Annotated in this window: 24 protein-coding genes; 14 read left to right on the forward strand and 10 right to left on the reverse strand. The window is 52.8% G+C overall.

Going from position 1 to position 21,490, the window contains the following annotated elements; translation table 11 throughout:
- Window positions 1–209 precede the first annotated feature (209 nt).
- The 8 genes from yacG (at window position 210) to paaE (ending at window position 7,228) form a co-directional block, all read left to right on the forward strand.
- A complete protein-coding gene (gene yacG / locus PsAD13_RS09340; RefSeq protein WP_057464985.1) occupies window positions 210–407 on the forward strand; it encodes a DNA gyrase inhibitor YacG in 198 nt (65 codons plus the stop codon).
- Window positions 408–751: 344 nt separating this feature from the next.
- Entirely contained in the window at window positions 752–2,350 is a 1,599-nt protein-coding gene (locus tag PsAD13_RS09345) for a 5'-nucleotidase C-terminal domain-containing protein (RefSeq protein WP_063287348.1), read from the forward strand.
- Window positions 2,351–2,507: 157 nt separating this feature from the next.
- Window positions 2,508–3,398 carry a PaaX family transcriptional regulator C-terminal domain-containing protein gene (locus tag PsAD13_RS09350; protein WP_152986801.1) on the forward strand — a complete coding sequence of 297 codons (891 nt, stop codon included), beginning with the start codon at window positions 2,508–2,510 and terminating at the stop codon, window positions 3,396–3,398.
- A gap of 129 nt (window positions 3,399–3,527) precedes the next feature.
- Window positions 3,528–4,511, forward strand: a complete 984-nt coding sequence (gene paaA, locus PsAD13_RS09355; protein WP_057464988.1) for a 1,2-phenylacetyl-CoA epoxidase subunit PaaA — start codon at window positions 3,528–3,530, stop codon at window positions 4,509–4,511.
- Between the two features lie 13 nt (window positions 4,512–4,524).
- The gene (gene paaB / locus PsAD13_RS09360; protein ID WP_054664467.1) at window positions 4,525–4,812 is read left to right on the forward strand and encodes a 1,2-phenylacetyl-CoA epoxidase subunit PaaB; all 288 of its coding nucleotides are present in this window, start codon (window positions 4,525–4,527) and stop codon (window positions 4,810–4,812) included.
- Window positions 4,813–4,819: 7 nt separating this feature from the next.
- The gene (gene paaC, locus PsAD13_RS09365) at window positions 4,820–5,578 is read left to right on the forward strand and encodes a 1,2-phenylacetyl-CoA epoxidase subunit PaaC (RefSeq protein WP_084404674.1); all 759 of its coding nucleotides are present in this window, start codon (window positions 4,820–4,822) and stop codon (window positions 5,576–5,578) included.
- A gap of 14 nt (window positions 5,579–5,592) precedes the next feature.
- Window positions 5,593–6,102 (forward strand): 1,2-phenylacetyl-CoA epoxidase subunit PaaD, encoded by a 510-nt coding sequence (gene paaD / locus PsAD13_RS09370; protein ID WP_063295676.1) that lies wholly within the window; start codon window positions 5,593–5,595, stop codon window positions 6,100–6,102.
- 43 nt (window positions 6,103–6,145) lie between these two features.
- The gene (paaE, locus tag PsAD13_RS09375) at window positions 6,146–7,228 is read left to right on the forward strand and encodes a 1,2-phenylacetyl-CoA epoxidase subunit PaaE (RefSeq protein ID WP_063317937.1); all 1,083 of its coding nucleotides are present in this window, start codon (window positions 6,146–6,148) and stop codon (window positions 7,226–7,228) included.
- A 94-nt stretch (window positions 7,229–7,322) separates the two neighbouring features.
- Here the strand turns inward: paaE and PsAD13_RS09380 are convergent, their stop codons facing one another.
- Complete coding sequence (locus PsAD13_RS09380) at window positions 7,323–7,748, reverse strand: PACE efflux transporter (protein ID WP_084404675.1); 426 nt, start codon at window positions 7,746–7,748, stop codon at window positions 7,323–7,325.
- A gap of 332 nt (window positions 7,749–8,080) precedes the next feature.
- Between PsAD13_RS09380 and PsAD13_RS09385 the strand changes: the two genes are divergently transcribed.
- Together PsAD13_RS09385 and PsAD13_RS09390 are read left to right on the forward strand one after the other, a co-directional pair.
- Window positions 8,081–9,301: a serine hydrolase gene (locus PsAD13_RS09385; protein WP_063317939.1), complete on the forward strand. Its 1,221-nt coding sequence runs from the start codon at window positions 8,081–8,083 to the stop codon at window positions 9,299–9,301.
- Between the two features lie 263 nt (window positions 9,302–9,564).
- A complete protein-coding gene (locus PsAD13_RS09390) occupies window positions 9,565–10,062 on the forward strand; it encodes a MarR family transcriptional regulator (RefSeq protein ID WP_063317940.1) in 498 nt (165 codons plus the stop codon).
- 80 nt (window positions 10,063–10,142) lie between these two features.
- Here the strand turns inward: PsAD13_RS09390 and PsAD13_RS09395 are convergent, their stop codons facing one another.
- On the reverse strand, window positions 10,143–10,760 hold the full coding sequence (locus PsAD13_RS09395) for a glutathione S-transferase family protein (protein WP_063306634.1): 618 nt from the start codon (window positions 10,758–10,760) through the stop codon (window positions 10,143–10,145).
- A 102-nt stretch (window positions 10,761–10,862) separates the two neighbouring features.
- On the reverse strand, window positions 10,863–11,765 hold the full coding sequence (locus PsAD13_RS09400; RefSeq protein ID WP_063317941.1) for a LysR family transcriptional regulator: 903 nt from the start codon (window positions 11,763–11,765) through the stop codon (window positions 10,863–10,865).
- A gap of 141 nt (window positions 11,766–11,906) precedes the next feature.
- On the opposite strand from PsAD13_RS09400, the gene PsAD13_RS09405 reads away from it, so the two are divergent.
- Entirely contained in the window at window positions 11,907–12,482 is a 576-nt protein-coding gene (locus PsAD13_RS09405; protein WP_082830458.1) for a cytochrome b/b6 domain-containing protein, read from the forward strand.
- A 57-nt stretch (window positions 12,483–12,539) separates the two neighbouring features.
- On the opposite strand, the gene PsAD13_RS09410 is transcribed toward PsAD13_RS09405, so the two are convergent.
- Window positions 12,540–13,091 (reverse strand): sugar O-acetyltransferase, encoded by a 552-nt coding sequence (locus PsAD13_RS09410; protein ID WP_153040721.1) that lies wholly within the window; start codon window positions 13,089–13,091, stop codon window positions 12,540–12,542.
- A 199-nt stretch (window positions 13,092–13,290) separates the two neighbouring features.
- Between PsAD13_RS09410 and PsAD13_RS09415 the strand changes: the two genes are divergently transcribed.
- Window positions 13,291–13,830, forward strand: coding sequence for a hypothetical protein (locus PsAD13_RS09415; protein ID WP_063317942.1), 540 nt, complete (start codon window positions 13,291–13,293; stop codon window positions 13,828–13,830).
- 26 nt (window positions 13,831–13,856) lie between these two features.
- Here the strand turns inward: PsAD13_RS09415 and PsAD13_RS09420 are convergent, their stop codons facing one another.
- Window positions 13,857–14,486, reverse strand: coding sequence for an SDR family oxidoreductase (locus PsAD13_RS09420; RefSeq protein ID WP_063317943.1), 630 nt, complete (start codon window positions 14,484–14,486; stop codon window positions 13,857–13,859).
- Between the two features lie 68 nt (window positions 14,487–14,554).
- On the opposite strand from PsAD13_RS09420, the gene PsAD13_RS09425 reads away from it, so the two are divergent.
- The gene (locus tag PsAD13_RS09425) at window positions 14,555–15,142 is read left to right on the forward strand and encodes a TetR/AcrR family transcriptional regulator (protein ID WP_063317944.1); all 588 of its coding nucleotides are present in this window, start codon (window positions 14,555–14,557) and stop codon (window positions 15,140–15,142) included.
- A 16-nt stretch (window positions 15,143–15,158) separates the two neighbouring features.
- Here PsAD13_RS09425 and PsAD13_RS09430 read toward each other — a convergent pair whose 3' ends face one another.
- The 4 genes from PsAD13_RS09430 to paaG are packed head-to-tail and all read right to left on the reverse strand — an operon-like array spanning window position 15,159 to window position 18,379.
- On the reverse strand, window positions 15,159–15,770 hold the full coding sequence (locus tag PsAD13_RS09430) for a TetR/AcrR family transcriptional regulator (RefSeq protein ID WP_063301759.1): 612 nt from the start codon (window positions 15,768–15,770) through the stop codon (window positions 15,159–15,161).
- Between the two features lie 14 nt (window positions 15,771–15,784).
- The gene (gene paaK / locus PsAD13_RS09435) at window positions 15,785–17,098 is read right to left on the reverse strand and encodes a phenylacetate--CoA ligase PaaK (RefSeq protein WP_063317945.1); all 1,314 of its coding nucleotides are present in this window, start codon (window positions 17,096–17,098) and stop codon (window positions 15,785–15,787) included.
- A gap of 34 nt (window positions 17,099–17,132) precedes the next feature.
- Window positions 17,133–17,564 (reverse strand): hydroxyphenylacetyl-CoA thioesterase PaaI, encoded by a 432-nt coding sequence (paaI, locus tag PsAD13_RS09440; RefSeq protein WP_057465005.1) that lies wholly within the window; start codon window positions 17,562–17,564, stop codon window positions 17,133–17,135.
- The gene (gene paaG, locus PsAD13_RS09445) at window positions 17,564–18,379 is read right to left on the reverse strand and encodes a 2-(1,2-epoxy-1,2-dihydrophenyl)acetyl-CoA isomerase PaaG (protein ID WP_208986506.1); all 816 of its coding nucleotides are present in this window, start codon (window positions 18,377–18,379) and stop codon (window positions 17,564–17,566) included. Before paaG ends, paaI begins: the two co-directional genes overlap by 1 nt.
- Before the next feature lie 367 nt (window positions 18,380–18,746).
- Between paaG and paaN the strand changes: the two genes are divergently transcribed.
- Window positions 18,747–20,411, forward strand: coding sequence for a phenylacetic acid degradation protein PaaN (gene paaN, locus PsAD13_RS09450; RefSeq protein WP_063317946.1), 1,665 nt, complete (start codon window positions 18,747–18,749; stop codon window positions 20,409–20,411).
- Window positions 20,412–20,486: 75 nt separating this feature from the next.
- Here the strand turns inward: paaN and iolG are convergent, their stop codons facing one another.
- Window positions 20,487–21,479 carry an inositol 2-dehydrogenase gene (gene iolG, locus PsAD13_RS09455; RefSeq protein ID WP_063306639.1) on the reverse strand — a complete coding sequence of 331 codons (993 nt, stop codon included), beginning with the start codon at window positions 21,477–21,479 and terminating at the stop codon, window positions 20,487–20,489.
- Window positions 21,480–21,490 lie beyond the last annotated feature (11 nt).

The raw sequence follows: 21,490 nt of genomic DNA on the forward strand, positions 1-21,490 counted from the left end.
GTTTAACGCCTTAAATTTAGGAGATAATTTGCAGTTGTGAAGGGGGGGCTGACGCAACGTTACTCCAAATTCGACAAAACCATCAAAATGATCTGATTTTATCTCTTGATGTCCTGTAGATTTCTGGCTAGAGGCACTGGCAGATGCTCTGCTGAGCCGGATAGGTGAACAGCCATATCTGCGAAGATCAAAACTAGCAGTTGAGAGAGATGATGAAGAAGCCATCAGTAAAATGCCCGATCTGCGAGAAACCAGCGCAAGAGGCAACAAAGCCGTTTTGCTCAGACAGGTGTAAACAGGTGGATCTCAACAAGTGGTTGAGTGGTCATTATTCCGTACCCGCGGTTGAGGAAGAGTTCTCTGAATCTGATATCACTGACCTAGAAAATTCACGTATTCTGCACTGAGCATTTGGGGATAAATATTTCGAGAATCTAAGGGTTTTTTCGATAAATTTTACCAAATTCGGGTGTTTTCTACCTCTGATTTATTGAGCCAACAAGTTGATATATTATAAGGATTCTCAACAATCCTACCCCTTGTAATAGGTACTAATAAGGCTCGCGATTAAAAAGTCAGGCTCTGAATTTTTTTTCAGTTAGATGGCGAAATATATCTCCTTTAGTCTTGTGCCTGTCACAGTTATGGGCAATTGTACCGAGCGTGTTCTTGGGAGGTTTGCGCGGATATAGAGATTCTCGCGTAGCCGTCTCGTTAAATTGCTTGGGGCAATTGAATAAAGGCAAGACCTATGAAAAAGCATCTCTTGGGCGCAACTGCGCTTTTGTTGTCTTTTGGCGTTTCCGCGCCGGCTATGGCAGAATTTGATCTGACCATTTTGCATACGAATGATTTCCATTCCCGCATTGAGCCAATCAACAAGTACGACTCGAATTGTTCCGCAAAGGATGATGCAAAAGGCAAGTGTTTGGGTGGCACTGCCCGTTTGGAAACAGCAATCAAAGAGCGCCGTGCGGCTGCTAAAAACTCTATCCTCGTGGATGGTGGTGACCAGTTCCAGGGTTCTCTGTTCTACACTTACTACAAAGGTAAGGCTGCTGCTGAGTTCATGAACACTCTTGGTTACGACGCAATGACTGTCGGCAACCATGAGTTTGACGATGGCCCAGAAGTTCTGCGTGGCTTCATGGATATCGTGAACTTCCCGGTTCTTCTTGCAAACGCTGACTTCTCCAAAGAAGGCAAGCTGATCGGCGTTCTGAAGCCTACCTCTATCGTTGAGCGTGACGGCGAAAAAATCGGTTTCATCGGCCTGACGCCAGATGACACTCATGAGCTGTCCAGCCCTGGCGATCATGTTACATTCTACGACCCAATCGAAGCAGCTAACAAACACGTTGCTGAGCTTCAGGCGCAGGGTGTGAACAAGATCATCGTTCTGTCTCACTCCGGTTATGACGTTGATAAGAAAATCGCTGCTGCTGTAGACGGTATTGATGTGATTGTTGGCGGTCACACCAACACGTATCTGTCCAACACTTCTGACCGTGCTGAAGGCCCATACCCAACTTGGGTTGAAGCTCCAAACGGTAAGAAAGCTGCGATCGTATCTGCATACGCTTACGGCAAATTCCTTGGTGAGCTGAACGTGAAGTTCGACGACAACGGCGACGTGATCGAAGCTGTTGGCGAGCCAATCATCATGGACGCGAAGGTTGCCGAAAACGAAGTAACCAAAGCACGTATCGCAGAACTTGCTGGTCCGCTTGACGAAATTCGCACCGAAGTTATCGGCGCAACTGCAGCGCCAGTAGATGGTGACCGCAAGTCTTGCCGCGCACGTGAGTGTGAAATGGGTGTTCTCGTAGCTGACGCTATGATTGCAGCAACCAAAGACAAAGGCGTTGAAATCGCAATCACCAACGGTGGTGGTCTGCGTGCTTCTATCGACGCTGGCGAAGTAACCATGGGCGAAGCTCTGGCAGTTCTTCCTTTCCAGAACACCCTGGCGACCTTCGAGCTTCAGGGTAAGTTCATCAAAACTGCTCTGGAAAACGGTCTGTCCAAGATCGAAGAAGGCGGCGGACGCTTCCCACAGGTTGCTGGTCTGAAGTTCACCTTCGATGCATCCAAGCCTGCTGGTGAGCGTGTTGTTGAAGTAACCTTGGAAGACGGTTCTGCAATTGAAGCAGACAAAGTCTACAAGCTTGCAACCAACAACTACGTTCGTAACGGTGGTGACGGCTACAAGATCTTTGCAGCAGAAGGTAAAAACGCATACGACTACGGCCCAGGCCTTGAGTTCGTACTTGCTGACTTCCTGAAAGCGCAGGGCGGTGCATACGAGCCTAAACTGGCTGGTCGCATCACTGACGCAACTGCAAAATAAGCTGGTCTTGTTGAGTAGATGAATTAAAGCCGGAGGTACACGCCTACGGCTTTTTCTTTGCCTTGCTCATTATTGCTCTTTTCAAACAGAAACTTGCACAAAAGCGCATTGACCCCTTACAAATATGCAGCTTCTGAACTTCAAAAGGCGTGTGAACGTGAGCATTCTCGAAACGGAACAACAAAAGCTCATTGATCGCTTTCACGCGCAAAAGCCAATCCGCTCATGGTCCATGATCATCTCGATCTTTGGAGACTGCGTTGCTCCGCGTGGTGGCGAGCTCTGGATGGGAAACATCACCGAGATCATGCAGATGGTTGGGATCAACTCCGGAGTGGTCCGCACCGCCATGTCTCGTCTGGCCAGTGATGGCTGGCTGGAGCGCACACGCATCGGTCGCAACTCGTTCTATCGCCTTACCAAAATGGGCCGCGAGGCTTTTGATCAGGCAACGCCGCGCATTTATGCCCGCGGTCCGGCGAACGGGAATGGCAACTGGATCACGGCAATTCTGAGTGAAGGGGAGGGACGGGCTGAACGCCGGGAACGCCTGACAGATCAGGGCTTTGGCGTGATCGCGCCGAACGTGTTGATTAAACCGGACATCGGCCAGCAATTGCCCAAATCCTCAGAGAAGGTCGTGTTTATGCAATCCAAGGCACCTTCTGACAAAGCCGTGCAGCTTGCCCGGCAAGCCTGGAACCTGGAGAGCTTGCAGCAGGGATACCGCGAGTTCATTGAGAATTACAGCGGCTTGCAAGCACTTCTTGAGTGTGGAAGCCGTGCTCCTATTGCACCAGAAACAGCTCTGATCATCCGCATCATTCTGATCCATGACCTCCGGCGACTGGTTCTCAGAGATCCTGAGCTGCCTTTACAAGCCCTGCCAGATAAGTGGGAGGGAAGCGTCGCACGAGAACTTGCAGCGGGCATCTACAACACCCTGAGAGATCACGGTGAGGTCTGGCTTGATTCTAACGCCAAGAATGCAGAGGGCGCTTTGCCATCTCCTGAACCTGCTTTTTTTGAACGGTTCCAACCTTTGTAATCATTAGCGAATTTAGAATTGTCCTAAAATGCACCCTTAAATGTTACAAAAAATACTTGTGAGAATGGTATTCTGTGACATATTGAAGCGGAAACGAACATTGGTGTGCTCTTGGGAGGGACCTTACCTATGTACACGCAAGCATTGAACAACCCGGCAGTTGAGGCTGGTGTTGAGGACGAAGAGAAGCTTGCAGCTTTTCAAGCTCGCATTGATCGTGAAGAGAAGATTGAGCCCAACGACTGGATGCCAGCGGCCTATCGCAAGACGCTGGTCCGGCAGATCTCTCAGCATGCGCACTCAGAAGTGGTCGGCATGTTGCCAGAAGGAAACTGGGTGACGCGGGCTCCATCTTTGAAGCGCAAAGCCATCTTGCTTGCCAAGATTCAGGATGAGGGTGGTCACGGCCTCTACCTCTATTCCGCCGCAGAAACCCTGGGTGTTTCCCGCGAGGAACTGGTGGATCAGTTGCTGACCGGCAAAGCCAAATACTCTTCCATCTTCAACTACCCAACGCTCAACTGGGCGGATGTTGGCGCCGTTGGCTGGTTGGTTGATGGTGCTGCGATCATGAACCAGATCCCGCTATGTCGCTGTTCTTTCGGGCCATATTCCCGTGCAATGATCCGCATCTGTAAGGAAGAGAGCTTCCATCAGCGTCAGGGCTACGATCTTCTCGTTGCTATGATGAAGGGCACTGCAGAGCAGCAGGAGATGGTACAGGACGCCGTCAATCGCCTCTGGTGGCCTGCGTTGATGATGTTTGGTCCCTCTGACAAGGACAGCAAGCACTCTGCCGCCAGCATGAAGTGGAAGATCAAACGCTTTACCAACGATGAGCTTCGTCAAAAGTTCGTCGATGCCACAGTACCTCAGGCAAAGGTTCTTGGCATTTCTCTGCCGGATCCTGACCTCAAACTTAACGAGGAAACGGGGCACTGGGAGCATGGTGAACCAGACTGGGACGAGTTTTACAACACCATTCAAGGCAATGGCATCTGCAACAAGCAGCGGATGAAAGACCGCATCAAGGCACATGAGGACGGTGCCTGGGTGCGCGAGGCTGCGCAGGCGTACGCTGCAAAGCAAGCCGCAAAGAAATCAGCTGCTTAAGGGAGGGCAGAACATGAGCGAACAAGCAACACCACTTTGGGAAGTATTCATCAGAGCGCGCAATGGCATGTCCCATAGACATGCAGGTTCTGTCCATGCTGCTGACGCGGAGATGGCTTTGCAGGCAGCGCGAGACGTTTACACACGCCGCGGAGAAGGGCTGTCTATCTGGGTTGTCCCATCAGCAGCAATCATCGCGAATGATCCGGACGAGAAGGGCGAGATGTTTGAGCCAACAGCTTCAAAGATCTATCGCCACCCGACGTTCTATGAGTTGCCTGATGAAGTTGCGAATATGTAAGGAGGCCATGATGACAGATACGGCACTATTTACATATTGCATGCGGCTGGCTGACGATTCCGCAATTCTGAGCCAGCGACTGGGCGAATGGTGTGGTCACGCTTCTCACCTGGAAGAAGACATCGCACTCACAAATATCGCGCTTGATCTCATCGGTCATGCCCGTGAGCTCTACACCTATGCAGGGCAAATCGAAGGCAAAGGTCGCGACGAAGATGCCCTGTGTTTTCATAGGGTTGAGCGTGAGTTCAACAATCTTCTGCTGGTTGAACAGCCCAATGATGATTTCGCCTATGCCATCATGCGCCAGTTCCTCTTCTCCGCGTTCATGCACCCGTTCTGGGAAGCGATGATGAACTCAAAAGACGAGCAACTGGCCGGACTGGCAGCGAAAGCAGAGAAAGAAGCAGCTTACCATCTGCGCCATTCTGCTGAGTGGGTGATCCGTCTGGGAGACGGCACCGAGGAAAGCCACAATCGCATAAGTGATGCGTTGGAGTTCCTCTGGATGTACACCGGCGAGATGTTTGAATGTGACGAAGTTGTATCATCATTAGTTGCCAAAGAAGTTGCTGTAGATCCTATGTCTATCAAGCACTTATGGGACGAGACGGTGAACACCGTTCTGGCACGTGCCAATCTGGAGCGCCCGACTGAAAGCTGGATGCAGACAGGTGGCCGTAAGGGCGAGCACAGCGAGCATCTGGGACATATTCTGTCGCCAATGCAGTATCTGCAGCGCTCGTTCCCACAAGCCCAGTGGTGATCGGGAGCTAACCCATGGCAGTTGCAGCGAAAATTCTGAGATCTGAGTTGGATCAAAAGGCCTGGAATGCGGTGTGCGATGTGCCCGATCCTGAGGTGCCGGTGCTCACCATTGAGGACCTTGGTGTCTTGCGCGATGTGCACGTGCAGGCAGATGGTTCTGTAGAGGTGACCATCACACCAACCTACACCGGTTGCCCGGCCATGAGCATGTTCGCTTTCGATATTGAAGCGGCTCTGCTCACCGCTGGTTTTGAGAGGGTGGACGTCAAAACCGTCCTCACTCCAGCCTGGACCACCGATTGGCTCTCAGAAAAAGCGCGTGAAAAACTAAGGGTTTACGGCATTGCACCTCCAAACGGCAAGGCCTCGCGCCGGGCCTTGTTTGGCGAGGAGCAAGTCCGTTGCCCCAAGTGCAACTCTGCCAACACCAGTCGCATTTCCGAGTTTGGCTCTACTGCTTGCAAAGCGCTGTACCGCTGCAACGATTGCTCTGAGCCTTTTGATTATTTCAAGTGCATCTGACCCGCTCGGCTGAAAGGCTCCGGCAGATGTAAGGGAGGAAACCATGTCACCACGGTTTCATAGATTGAAGATCAAGTCAGTCCATCAGGAAACAGAGGAAGCTGTCTCTATCGCCTTTGAAATTCCTGCGGACCTGAAGTCAGATTATTCTTTTATTCCAGGGCAGTATCTCACCCTGCGCGAATTTATTAATGGCGAAGACACCCGCCGATCCTACTCCATTTGCTCGTCTCCCAAGGATGATGACATCCGCGTTGCGATCAAGAAAGTGGAGGGTGGCCGCTTCTCAAGCTTCGCTCTGGATCATGTCTCTGTTGGCAATGAGATTGATGTGATGACCCCGATGGGCCGCTTCAATCTTCCAAGAGGAACCACTGAAGAAGCAAGGGTTTATGCCGCTTTTGCAGCAGGATCCGGCATTACGCCAATCATGTCCATGGTGCAGGCTGTGCTGGAGGACGAGCCAAACAGCCACTTCTTCCTGTTCTACGGCAGCAAGAATTCCCAGAGCGTGATCTTCAAGGATCAGCTGGATGACCTGAAGGATCGCTTCCTTGATCGCTTGAGTGTCTACCATGTTCTGTCTCGTGAAGAGCAGGAACTGAGCCTCTTCAATGGTCGCTTAACATCTGAAAAGATTGAGGAATTCATCACCAAAACCGTTGGTGAGAACAGCATCGACCACGTCTTCCTTTGTGGCCCGGGCGATATGATTGAGGCAGCCAAACAAGCCTGTCAAAGTCATGGCATTCCGCTGGAACACATCCATAACGAGCTCTTTGTACCTGCTGATGGCGGTGACCCGCACGCAGCCCATAAAGCCAAGGATTCCAGCGCTGTAGACCATAAGGCCAAGGTCTCCATGATCGTTGATGGTGCACGCCACGACGTCACTCTGGAGCCGGGTGAAACCATCATTGATGGTGCCCTGCGGTTGGGCATAGAAGCACCGTTCTCCTGTAAGGGCGGAATGTGCTGCACCTGCCGCGCCAAGGTGGTCTCCGGTCAAGTCGACATGGCCGTCAATTACTCGCTGGAACCTTGGGAGATTGAGGCCGGCTACGTGCTCACTTGCCAGTCCAGACCGAAAACAGATGATGTAACAGTCGATTACGACGATATCTGATCTATCAAAACGACAGTTTGCGTTGGTTTGAAAGGAAAAGCCGGAATTTGCGTTATTCCGGCTTTTCTTGCGTTCTTATGTCAGCACCACACGTTCAAACGGCTTTTGCAACCGGAACCGGGAACACCAGATCGTAAACCCAGTTGTAGACGAAGGCGTAAACCAGAAAGAACATCGCAAAGCCGATATCAAGCAGCAATGCCTGAACAAAATTCATCTGCAGAAGCCACATGATTGCGACAATGCCAAATCCAAGCAGCCCGCCCTCAAACAACAGGGCGTGCACAATACGCAAGGCAACGGTCCTTGGCTTGGCGCCACGGTTGGCCACATACCATTTGTCGAAGAGCCAGTTGTAAAGAAAGTTCCAGCCCATGGCGATCAGGGACATGACCAGTCCAAGAACACCAATCTCTGAAATGGAATGACCAGTAATCCAGCTTCCAAATACCGCGACGATGGAAAGGGCGATCCCTTCAAACAGCACGGAGTGTCGAACTCTGTCCCAGAAACTTCTCATGTCACACCTATCTATCTAAGTAGCTTTCTGGATAGATATATTCAAACTATCTTTCTGGCAAGGTTTAATTTGGAAAGCTGATAGAACTGTGATGATCTGAGTGAATGATAAGCGATCACACTGAGCCACCATGTTTCATGCTGACTATTGAAATGCCATACTGGGAATCGGTCCGGCAGAACTCAAAGCTGCCACCGCTCTGTGTTTTATCCAAATGCAATTTCCTAGTTTACTATTTTCCCAGACTGTGGCTGATTTTGGGTTGATTTAGAAACGAATCTCAATTGATTTTAATGAATTCCAAAGGCTGACTTTTCGAAAGTGTGCTTCCTATGAAACGTCGTTACCTATTAATTGCGCTCGCCATTGTGCTGGTTGCTGCATCTGTGCTGACCTATCTCATAGAGACCGGAGAACGTGGACGGGGACGTCAGGAACGGCCCATCCGAGATCTGAATGTAACCCGACTTGACGCAGCTAAGATCGAGGATTTGGGTTGGGACCCAAAGAGGCTGGACGCAGTTTTTAACTACGCTGCCGGTTTGAGCACTGACAGCTTCATGATTGTCACCAATGGTCAAAGAGTTGGCGCATTCGGTAATCTTTCAAAGTCCTACAGTGTTCATTCGATAAGAAAATCGCTTCTGAGCGCTCTGGTTGGTCAGCAACTGGCTTCGCACACAAACGAACTGCGCCTGGAGGCGACGCTGCTGGAACAGGGCATTGATGACGCCCCGGTTCCGCTAACGCAGTTGCAGCGACAAACAACCGTTCGCCATTTGCTGCGAAGTGTTTCAGGTATTAACCACCCTGCAGCCGCATCAGGTAGCCTGCAAGCGGATATAGACAGGCGTTTGGGGCATACAGAAAACCAGCCGGGTACCATCTGGGCTTACAACAACTGGGATTATAACGCGCTGACGACAGTCTTTGAGAATGCAACAGGCTCCGAGATTGCAGAGCTGTTTGATGTCGGGGTCGCACAGCCTGTCGGGATGCAAGACTTTGATCGCTCTGCCGTGTCTTATATGTTTGATCCTCAGCAATCCGAACATAGGGCAGCAATGTTCAAAATGTCTGCACGTGATCTGGCAAGAGTTGGTAGTCTCTACCTCAATCGCGGAGCAGCTGGCGGACAACGCATTCTTGCTGAAAACTGGATAGACCTCATTACGACCGATTTCACTGAAACAGGCTTTGGTGGGCTGCGAAACGGGCATGGATATCTGTGGTGGATACCCGCAGAAGAGACTGGTCTGCCTGAGGGTACTTTCTGGGCGTGGGGGCTTGGAAATCAGGCACTCATAGTGATCCCCAAATGGAATACGGTTATCATCCACCAGTCAGACACCACCGAGTTCCTGAAGCGATTTATACCCCTGACCCGTAGTGAAAAAATGACCGGAAAAGAGGCGATAATGCAGCTTATTCTCTCATGCCGCAAACCCGCCGCCCGCGAAACTGAATATTGCATCGAGCATCGCTTTATCGCTCGGCGCGAGTTTGAAAAGCTAATATCATTGGTTGTTGCTGCAAGAGAAGAAAGTGGTTGAAGCAAAGCCCAACCCTCGATGACCTCTGGCCGCCACAGATTGCAGGGTTGGCCGATCTGTGGTGTTCAAAAATTGCCCCGATTTGAAGGGGAAATCCTCACAACTACGACATTTTATGACTAAGAAAGTTGCCGTGGAAGCAATTTTGACGCATGTCAGTATGCAACTTAATTTTCTGCTATGTGATCGGTATCGGCGCACTTCCCGGAATCGGGTAGCTTGTCGCTATGAGGCTCTATTGCCCTCCGACAGATGAGGATCTCATGTCAAAAGCCTTTCCACTGGCCAAATCCCTTGAACAAATGCGCCAGAACTGGCCGGAAGCCATCTCTGTTGAAACGGAGTTGTTTCTCAGTATGAGCCGGTTCAGCGAGGTCCTTGATCAAAGCTGCACCAAAGAGCTGGAAGCCTATGGCCTGACCAACGGCGCCTTTGAAGTGCTCGTTGCTCTGCGTGGCCGCCCTGAGCCGAGAGAGATGTCCCCCAGTGATCTTTACCGCTCCTTGCTCATGACATCCGGCGGCATGACCAAAATCCTCAAGCAGCTGGAAGCCGACGGCCTCGTCACGCGCATTGACCACGACACCGACAAACGCAGCAAAATCGTACGCCTGACAGAGAAAGGCAAAGCCACGGTTGAAAAAGCCATGGAAAGTGTCATGGCTGGCGACCGCCGTGTCATCTACCAAAATCTCACCACACAAGAAGTCCAATCCCTCCGCGACACCCTCCTCAACGTGGTCGTGAAGCTGGGGGTATAGGGGAGGGCGTATGCTTCTAACCACATGTAAAGCAGCTGCCCCAGATACAAAGCGGCAGCTGCATTCTCTGGCTTGAGAACCTAACCCAGCATCCCCGCAGCTTTCACCGCTTTCACGCAATCCCGCTCTTCCATCAGCTTCTGGAAGGCGTGGAACTTTGGAAATGGTGTGATGTCCACTCCATCGCCTTTGAGCCAGGTGCTGACCACGTAAAGGTAGGCATCAGCAATGCTGAAAGTGTCGCCTAGCACGTAAGGGCCGGTGACGATGTTCTCTTCCACATAGGCGCAGCAGGCAGTCATGGTTTCCGGCACCTTGGCGCGCATGTCGTCCCAGCTGGCTTCCTTGTCTGCCCAACGGGCACCGCGCAGTTTGTGGGCATGGTTCACATGCATGGTGGAAGCCAGATAGTACATGGCCTCCCGCATCTTGGCGGCCTTGTAAGGATCCGAAGGCTTCAGACTGTCATCCGGGGCAAGATCAGCAACGTAATCGAGCAGCGCACCGGCCTCTGTCAAAACGCCATGGTCTGTCACCAGAACAGGAACACGTCCCTTCGGGTTCACCTCTAACAGCTGCGGACGGCTGACCTCCGGGTTCTTAAAGTCGATCTTGTGCGTGGTGTAAGGGACACCGGATTCTTCAAGGGCAATGGCAACGGCAATTGAAATGGTGCCGGGAGCGTAAAACAGTTTCATAGGTCACTTATGTTTGCTGGAATGATCAGATGCCCACAGCCTATACGCAGCTTTACCAACCTGCAATTGAGCTTATTGTGACCAGCACTTAAGCGAACTGCTTTAGCGCCTGTAAAGCTCGCCTTGCATGTCCTCTCTCAGGGCCATGAGTTCCTCAGCCAGAAAATCCACAAAGCGGCGGATGCGGACGGTTTTGCGCAGGTCTGCGTGAAGCACAATCCAAAGCGACTGCCCCAACTCAGTCTTGGTGCCGGGCACGCGGCACAAATCAGGAAAGAACCGTTCAAAAACCACAGGGAGGTAAGAGAGACCGCAGTTCTCTCGCAACAACCGGAGGCGCATATATCCATCGGACACCATGTGCCGGATGTCAGCGTGAGGAAAGGGGCTTTGAGCGACCCAGTTGGTCGTGTGTGCGTCACCTGGCCAGCCGATCCAGGAAAGACCAGAGCCTTGTGACCCGGACTGCGCAAACGCGGCGTCAATGTACGCCTGGCTTGCATAGATGCCGATGGCTATGGGGTAGAGTTTGCGGGCAACCACATCCTCGCTCACTTCATAGGCCGCACGCAGAGAGACATCTGTCTCGTCCTTGTTGATCTCCTCAACGGCAGAAGTGAGCCTCAGCTCCACCTGAATATCAGGATAGGCCTCCTGAAACCTGCTGATGATTGGAGAAATCACATCATAGGCAAACGTGGGCGTGACAGAAAAGCGGAGCGTCCCCGCTTCGCTCTTGTCCAGCCCCTCAACACGTTTGCGCGCATTGATGATCACCTGTTCTGCCTGCTCGGCAAACGGAAGCACAGTGTCGCCAGCATCAGTCAGTTTGAAGCCTTTGGTGGAGCGACTAAACAATGCCACGCCATAACTGGCCTCGAGAGCCTGAATGTTGCGGTTCACAGTGCCATAATTGGTATGAAGCAACTCAGCGCCCGCTCTCAAACTGCCCGCCCGCGCAACAGCAAGAAAAGACGGCAACAGCTCCCAGTCCAGTGACCTCATCGTGTCTCTCTTGTTACATCAGAGTAATGCCTTGTTTCTTATTATATCATTCTTGTTCTCATTAGGTAACGTAAAATGCACTCCAGACATAATCAGGAACCCACCGCTGGTTCCGTTGAAGATTGATGATTGGAACACCCGATGACAACACGCTATCACCCGGCCTTAGTAGCCCTGCACTGGATCCTCGCCCTGATGATATTTATGGCGCTGGTGGTGGGAGGGCCCATGATGGCAGCTATGGAAAGCACTGACCCGCAAAAACTCACTGGCATGACTGGGCATATCATCTGGGGCATGACCATCGGCGTGCTCATCCTCCTGCGCCTCATCACCCGTTTTGTAACAACAAAGCCTGCAAAAGCAGACACGGGAAAAGCCGCACTCAATACTGCCGCTGGGCTGACCCACTGGGCCATGTATGCGCTGGTTGCAGGTATGGTGCTCTCTGGTCTCGTCATGGCCTATAACGCTGATCTCTTCGCAATAACGCTGGGCGGTTCCGGAGCCCCACTCCCCGCAGACCTCACGGTGTATCCGGCACGTGTCGCCCATGGTGTCATCGCAAACGTGCTGACCGCTCTGCTTGTGCTGCATGTTGTTGGATGGGCGTTTCACCAGTTTATCCTGCGAGATCGCCTCATCAGCAGAATGTGGTTTGGAAAGAGACAAGCAGCCCCAAAGACAGAGGCCGGGCACCAAACGCTGGAAGCCTGACCCCGATCCAAACTGGCTGCATGGGAAACCCGGCAGCCAGTTTCTCTCTTTGGAGAGTTAGCCTCTCGCCCGCGCGGGGTTACCTACCACGGTGGCTCCGGCGGGCACATCTTTGGTCACCACACTGCCTGCGCCAACAATGGCCTCATCACCAATAATCACGCCCGGCATGATGATCGCAGCCCCGCCAATCCATGCTCGCTTGCCAATGGTCACCGGCTTTGCGACTTCCAGTCCCGCACAGCGCTTCTCTGCATCTTTGTGGTGCTGGGCGCAATAGATCTGCACATTCGGCCCAAGCATGGTCTGGTCACCAATTCGCACAGGCGCTGTATCCAAAATGGTGCAACCCGCATTGAGGAAAACCCGTTCTCCCAAATGAATGTTGATGCCATAAGCGCAATGAAACGGCGCCTCGATGATTGTGCTGTCGGTGGAACTGCCAAGCAGCGCACGTAGGGCAGGGCTGATCCAGCCACGCTTGCTCGGGTGCAGCGTACGATGCTCATGTACAGCGTGGTAGGCCGCTTGCCGCAACGTTTCCAGCTCGTCATCGATGCAGGTGTACCATTCACCCGCTTCCATCTTTTCGCGTTCTGTTTTCATGATGGGTCTGTTCCTTGAGTCTTCCCGTAACTCTCGGAAAAATAAAAGAGTCTTGCAAGCTGCATTTTTACTGCAAAGCTCAATCCGGGCAAAACACAGACATAGTACAGGGTGAAAGCTCCCCCTCGCTCAGTACATTCTACTGGCTTGTTTAAACCTATTTGCTGATGTAGAACATAAAGTGAACATATGGAGCGGAAGCATGCAATGGCTACCTGGCTTCTACTGGAAAGAGAAAGACGGCAAAAGAAACACTTTCATCGGCGGCTCCTTTCAGTCCCTTGAAGTGGCAATCTTGCTTTGGGAAGAGTTGGCGATGCCCCCATCCCTTATGTGGCAATGGCAGATTTTGCATGAAGCTCTTGTGAGAGCATCCGGAGGGGAAGCAACAAAGGCGCTTGGTACAATAGCCTCTCAGATTGCTTATTCTCGTTATGTGGGAGCTCTCATGGCAAAGGTATCAGAGGGAGAGAAAGTGGGAAAATTGAAATACATCTGGGGTCCCGCTGAAGGAGCAAAGGTTGGGGACGGGAAAGGCGTGGGCCGTGTACCAGACGACCCCAAAGCCCTCATGCAGGTGAACAGATACACAGAGGAGGGAGGTCAGATTGTCTGGTACTTCCTTGTAAGCGATGGCTCAGAGTTCATCGAGGACGGACAACGCGCCAGCAAAGAAGAAGCTGTTTTGGCAGCTGAAGAGGTCTACGCAAGCAGCGGCTTATGCAAGAAATCTCTGATTTAACTCCGGTTGCCCCTCGCGATAAGACCTCAAGTGGAGATCCCCACAGCACGGTGAAGGTACTGCGCCTCTGAGAGCTGGCGGCTGAGAAATCCGGCAATGTCTGAAGGCGCAATCTTCAAAGAAAGACGGCGGTCTGTGGCTGGGAAGTCCTCTTTATAGCTGCCAGTTGCAAGCTCTGGAGCAAACGCGCTGGGCCGCACGATAGTCCAGTCCAGACCGCTCACCCGCACCAGCTCTTCCTGCAGTTCATGGTCCTTGAACACAGGTCGCAACAACGCGCCAAACATGATCCGCTTCCAGAAGAAGTTGAGGTTGGACCAGCTCTCATGTGCTCCAAGTGTGGACTGACAGACCAGCCGCTTCACCCCATGTTGCTGCATACCTAAAATGACATTGCGCGTACCAACAGACCGGATGGTGCTGTTGCGCGACATGCCAGCGCCAAGCGTAATTACCACGGCATTGTGGCCCTGAATTGCGGCTGCGACAGCATCGCGGGACGTTGCATCACCAGCTCGGAGCGTCAGGCTTTCATGCTCAATCTGCAGCTTGTTCGGGCTGCGGGCAAAGGCCGTCACCTCATGCCCATCTGCCAGCATCTTCTCCGTGGCAAGCCTGCCAACAGTGCCCGTTGCACCAAATACGATAACTTTCATGGCCCTATCCTTTCTTGCTTTACATGATGTCAAGTTGACATCGTGTCAATTGCACCTATATTGACATCATGTCAAGTCAGAATATTCCCACACGTGATCGCATCCTCAAATCCACATGGCAGTTGCTGGAGGCCGGAAACGGCAGTGCTGTGCGCATGTCAGACATCGCAAAGGCAGCAAAAATCAGCCGCCAAGCGCTCTATCTGCACTTTCCCAATCGGGCAGATTTGCTCACCGCTACAACGCGTTATCTGGATGAAGTGCACGACATAGAGGCAAAGCTGGCTAAAAGCCGAAGCGCTGCATCCGGTACGCAAAGGCTGGAGGCCTGGGTCGAAACCTGGGGCAATTACACCCCGACGATTTTTGGTGTGGCCAAAGCTTTGATGGCCATGCAGGAGACCGATGAAGAGGCAGCTGCCGCTTGGAATGACCGAATCTGCGCCATTCGTGATGGCTGCGAAAAAGCGGTTCAGGCGCTTAAAGCAGATGGCGCACTAACAGACAGCATGAGCGAGGTGGAAGCGACCGATATGCTCCTCACAATCCTCTCCGTCCGCAATTGGGAACAGCTGCGTATCGACTGCAACTGGACGCAAGCCCGCTACATTGACATGATGCAGCAACTTGCAGCGCAGGCACTGGTGAAATCGTAAGAGCGGCAGGCGAGGCTTAGCTCGCCACCGTACCTTGTATGGACTGCGAGCCGTTCAGCAACAACTGCACCACCAGATCCGCGTAACCTTCGCGGGTCAGGTCGCCGCCCGGTTTAAACCATAGATAAGACCAGTTGAGCATGCCAAACAGACTCATGGTAACGGGCTTGATCAGGGCACTACCATCGCCAAACTGCGGGTTTGTGGCGGCAACTGCTTTGGCGAAGATGGCAACAAGTTTGCGCTCCAGCTCAATGATGTCCTGTTTCTTCTCAGTTGGAAGAAAGGACAGCTCGTTGATCTGCAGCTTATGCTCAGAATCTGCGTCCTCATAAGCCAGCAGTAAAGCACGGCACAGGCCGCGCAGACGCTCCAGTGGGTCTTGTTCTGCCTGAGCAACACTTTCCACCGCATCAACCAGCTCTTCAAGGTGAGCGCTGATGATGTCGATCAGCAGCGTCTCCTTGTTCTCGTAGTAGTGATAGAGCAAAGCCTTGGAGAACCCACAGATCTTGGCGAGCTGTGCCATCGAGGTTTTGTCATAGCCTTGCTGCGCAAAGGCGCGCGCCGATAACTTTAAGATGGATTTGCGTTTGTCGTCATAATCCGCTGCTCTGGTGCGCGCCATGCTTTTTAATTCCGTTAATCTTCTTTAGGCCGCAGGTCGATAACCCGCGTGGCCTTGCCTTGGCTTCGTTCTATGGAATTTGGCAGGCCCACGTCTACCCCAACCGAAATTCCGATGTTGTTTTTCACATGAACCGCCAGTTCCTTGGCGCTTGCCAGCCGATCAGCGTCAGACGTTGCATGTGCAGCGGCTTCCACGTTGACGGTCAGCTGGTCCATACGCCCCTTACGGGCAATCTGGATCTGGTAGTGAGGGGAGAGCCCGTCACAGCGCAGCATCTGCTCCTCAATCTGGGTCGGGAACACATTCACACCGCGTACGATCATCATGTCGTCAGACCGACCAGTGATCTTCTCCATACGCCGCATCTTGCGGGCTGTGCCCGGCATCAGGCGGGTCAAGTCGCGGGTGCGATAGCGGATGATCGGTAGGCCTTTCTTGGTCAGCGTGGTGAACACCAGCTCACCTTCTGATCCATCTGGCAGAACCTCACCCGTTACCGGATCAATAATTTCCGGATAGAAGTGATCCTCCCAGATGTGCAGACCATCTTTGGTCTCAACGCACTCCTGCGCCACACCCGGACCCATAACCTCTGAAAGTCCATAGATATCAACCGCATGCATGTCGAAGGCTTGTTCAATCTCTTCGCGCATGGAGTTGGTCCATGGCTCAGCTCCAAAGATGCCGATCTTGATGGAACTCTTGCGCGGGTCCAGCCCTTCTTTGCGGTACTCATCCAGAATGGAGAGCATGTAAGACGGGGTGACCATGATGATCTCTGGTTTGAAATCCTCAATCAGCCGCACCTGCCGCTCTGTCATACCGCCAGACATTGGAATAACAGTACAGCCAAGCGCTTCCGCCCCGTAGTGCGCGCCTAAACCGCCTGTAAACAGCCCATAACCATAAGCGATGTGCACTTTGTCACCCGGCTTACCACCTGCTGCACGAATGGAACGCGCAACCACACCGGCCCAGGTTTCAATGTCTTTCTTGGTGTAGCCAACAACGGTTGGCTTGCCTGTGGTGCCAGAGGATGCATGAATGCGGCAGATATCCTCTTCCGGAACAGCAAACATCCCGAACGGATAATTGTCGCGCAAATCCTGCTTGGTGGTGAATGGAAACTTCGCCAGATCAGCAAGACTTTGCAGATCATCAGGATGCACGCCAGCTGCATCAAAGCTGTCTTTGTAGAACTTTACGTTCTCATAAGCGTGCCGCACTGACCAGCGCATGCGCTCCAGTTGCAGCGCTGCCAGGTCTTCCCGTCCTGCCGTTTCAATAGGCTCCAGATCGGGCCTGCGTTCTTCAACCTCCAACATTTTCTCCTCCTCAAATGCTGGTCATCCATAAATATTAGGTGCTTAACTCGATATGCGTCCCTTTGATGGTCCTCGAGTTTCCGCGAAATTCTGCAATATGCGCGCCGTCCTGATTGCGCACATGAATGTCGTAAATGCCGGATCGGCCTTGCACGGTAAGTTCCTCGGCTGTTGCCGTTAAAACATCGTCTTCAAAGGCAGGGGCGAGATACGTGATGGAACACTGGAAGGCGACAACACGTTGGTTATGGCTGTTGCATGCAAACGCAAAGGCACTGTCTGCAAGGGTAAAAATGTACCCGCCATGACAGGTCTTATGCCCGTTGGTCATGCGTTCCATCACCTTCATGGAGATCACGGCCCGTCCGGGTGCAATCTCGTCCAGCGTCATCCCAAGCGCTTGTGTCGCCTCGTCTTCGTCCCACATGGAGGCCGCAACGGCCTCCGCTAATTCCTGCTTGTTCATCAGCGCTTGCCTGAATACTTTGGAGCCCGCTTATCCATGAAGGCCGTCACGCCCTCCAGATAATCCGGTGTCCGTCCGGCTTCGCCTTGGTAATCCCGCTCCAGATCAAGCTGTTCATCCAGCGTGTTGCCTTCAGACGCATTCAGCGCTTGCTTGATCAGGCCAAGGCCGATGGTTGGTCCAACAGAAAACTCCTGCACCATGGCAGTGGCTTCCTCCAGAAAGGTCTCGGCAGAAGAACACTTCCAGATCATGCCCCATTCCGCGGCCTGCGCAGCAGTGATCGGCGTGCCCAGCATGGCAAGGCCACGTGCACGGGCAGAACCCACAAGGCGTGGCAGGAAGTAAGTGCCACCAGAATCCGGCACCAGCCCGATCTTGGCAAACGCCTGAATAAACTTGGCTTTCTCAGAGGCAATCACAATGTCACAGGCCATGGCAATGTTGGCGCCTGCGCCAGCTGCCACGCCATTGACCGCACACACGATCGGTATATTGATCGACTTCAGCTTGCGGATGAGAGGATTATAAAAATCACCGATGGTCTGGGTCAGATCTGGTGGAGGGGAGTCTGGTGTCGGCTTCACGCGGTCACCAAGATCCTGACCAGCGCAGAACCCTTTGCCAACAGCCGTCAGCAAAATGGCGCGGCAGTTGTCATCTGCGTCCGCAGCTTCCAGCGCTGCATAGAGCGCGCGGTGCATCTCGTCATTGAACGAGTTCAGCTTGTCAGGGCGGTTCAGCGTAATCACGTGGTAGGTGTCTTTCACATCCACCAAAATGCTCTGCTCGGAAATGACTGTGGTCTCGCTCATGGTCTCTCCCTCCAAATAGATCAATCATCACTCACCAGTGAACCACCAATTTGCTCCCAATGAACTTCCAAATTCATGAGGAGAGCCCTCTGGAAAACCTAATCATTTCGTAGGCTGGTCGATGGTTCTGGCACTTTTTGCTTGAAATGACTGACCGGTCGGTAAATTATTGTCTGGAAGTGAAACCGCTGTCAATTGGAATTCAGAGCGTATTCCCCAAAAGTGGAAGTCGGTTTTGGGAAGAGAATACGCAGGAAACAAGAGACCTTAAAGTGTTCGCGCGATCTGGAGTAATTGCGGAGCGCTTTAAGGTCACACATTGGTCGAAGAAGCACTGCGGTAGGCGCAGGTTTTTCGAGGAGGAACAATGAGTAACTTTTTTGAAACGCATAAAGACACGCTCTTTCAAGCAGTAAAGACAAGTAAATCAAGAGATTACTGGTCCGCTTATCCTGAGATCGCATCCGGTAAGATCTATGGTGAAACAGCAAAAGACGATCAGCTTGCAGAATTTGAGGGGATTCTCAGTAAGCCATTCGCACTGGGCCAACCAACCAACGGCAACTGGACAGGCGCAGAATCGTCTCCCTACGGCAAAGAGCTGGGCGTCACCTATGAAGATGCTGATCCCGCAGAACTGGTCAAAGCAGCCTCAGAAGCTGGCAAGAGCTGGGCGAAAGCAACCGTTGAAGAACGCGTTGGCGTTGCGCTGGAAATGCTGAACCGCATCAACAAAAAGTCCTTCCTCATCGCCAATGCGGTGATGCACACCTCCGGTCAGGCCTTCATGATGGCGTTTCAGGCAGGTGGCCCGCACGCGCAGGACAGAGGACTGGAAGCCGTCGCTTATGCCTATGACGCGATGACCCAGACACCAACCGAGGTGACCTGGACCAAGCCGCAGGGCAAGCACGATCCGATTGTGCTGGACAAGAAATTCCGCGTTGTGCCGCGCGGTGTTGCGCTGGTCATCGGCTGCGCGACCTTCCCAACCTGGAACACCTATCCGGGCATGTTCGCAAGCTTCGTCACTGGCAATCCGGTCATCATCAAACCGCACCCAATGGCGATCCTGCCAATGGCCATCTCCATTCAAATTGGCCGTGAGGTGCTCAAAGAAGCTGGCTTTGATCCAAACGTACTGATGCTGGCTGCTGATACCGCAGAAGCGCCAAAAACCAAGGAACTGGTCACCAATGATGCTGTGAAGATCATCGACTTCACCGGCTCCAATGCCTTTGGTGCATGGGTGCGTGAAAACGCAGGCGATGCATTGGTCTACACCGAGGAAGCTGGCGTCAACGCAATCACCATTGAATCGACAGACAACCTGCGCGGCATGGCCAGCAACATCGCGTTCTCCCTGTCGCTCTACTCTGGCCAGATGTGCACCACACCGCAGAACATCTTTGTTCCCCGTGACGGCATTGAAACCAACGACGGCAAGAAGAGCTTTGAGGAAGTGGCGCAAGCCATCAAGATCTCATTGGACAAGCTTCTTGGCGATCCGGCTCGTGCCGCTGCTATCCTCGGTGCCGTGCAGAACCCATCCACATTGGAACGTATTTTTGCAGCAGGAAAACTGGGTAAAGTGATCCGCTCATCCGAGCCAGTGGAAGGCATGAATGGCGCGCGTTCTGCAACGCCAACTGTTGTGGCGGTCGATTCCAAAGAGGAAGAAGCCTACATGCAGGAGCGCTTCGGCCCGATCTCCTTCATCATCGCTTGTGATGACATCGACGACGCCATCGCCCGCGCAGCAGGCTCAGCCAAGAGCCACGGTGCAATCACCGCAGCGCTGTACTCAACCAATGAAGATGTGATTGACAAAGCCTCCGATGCCTACGCATGGGCAGGCGCACCGCTTTCTGTGAACCTGACTGGCAACATCTACGTGAACCAGTCAGCAGCGTACTCTGACTTCCACGTCACCGGTGCCAACCCGGCCGGCAACGCCAGCCTCACAGACGGCGCCTACGTCGCCAACCGCTTCCGCATCGCCACCGTCCGCCGTCAGGCAGCAATGGCGTAAAGCGAAGGCTTTAGACCAATAAAAAAGGGCCGTTGCAATGCATCGGCCCTTTTCATATTCAGTTTTTAAAGCAGCTTAAGCGTTTGCCAGATCGCGTGCTTTGGCAACTTCTTCAGTTGCAGCTTCAGCAAGTTCGAGAGCCTTCAGGCCATCAAAGCCGTTTGGAGAGATCTCGGAACCACTGGTCAAGGCATCAACGAAGGCAGCAAGCTCAATGCGATAAGCTGCTTCATAGCGCTCCATGAAGAAGTCCATGAGTGGCTCAGCAGTGTAGCCGTCACCATTTGCAACAGTCACAGTGGTGGTGCGCATGTTTTCTGCAGACACCATGCCCTTGGAACCGTGCACTTCCACGCGCTGGTCGTAGCCGTAAGTGGCGCGGCGGGAGTTGGTGATGGTGCAGATCTTGCCGCTTGCAGTTTTCAAAGTTGCAGTTGCCGTGTCCACATCACCAGCAGCACCGATCTCTTCAGATACGATTGCGCTGCCCATAGCGTTCACTTCAACAACTTCTTCGCCAAGCAGGAAGCGAGCCATGTCAAAGTCATGGATCATCATGTCTTTGAACAGACCGCCAGAGCGCTTCACGTAGTCGACTGGTGGCGGGGAAGGGTCACGAGAGGTGATCTGAACCATCTCAACATCACCAATCACACCAGCTTCAATCTGGCGCTTCACTTCAGCGAAGTTCGGGTCAAAACGACGATTGAAACCAACCATCAGCTTGGCACCGGTCTCCTCAACAACCTTGAGGCATTCGCGCACACGGTCGCCGTCCAGATGGATTGGCTTTTCGCAGAAGATTGCCTTACCAGCACGCGCAGCCTGCTCAATCTGCTCAGCGTGCAGATCAGTTGGGGTCGCAATGATCACAGCATCAATAGCCGGATCGTTCATGATGGCATCAAGGCCGTCAACGCGTGCACCTGTCTGAGCTGCAATTTCCTTCGCAGCATCTTCAAACGGGTCGAACACAGCAGCCAGCTTGGCATTTTCAAGCTGGCTTACAGCTTTTGCGTGGGTCTTGCCAATACGGCCAGCTCCCAACAGGCCAATTGAAACAGTCATAGCTTATCTTT

Source organism: Pseudovibrio sp. Ad13, assembly GCF_001623225.1.
In the GTDB taxonomy this organism is placed as follows: domain Bacteria; phylum Pseudomonadota; class Alphaproteobacteria; order Rhizobiales; family Stappiaceae; genus Pseudovibrio.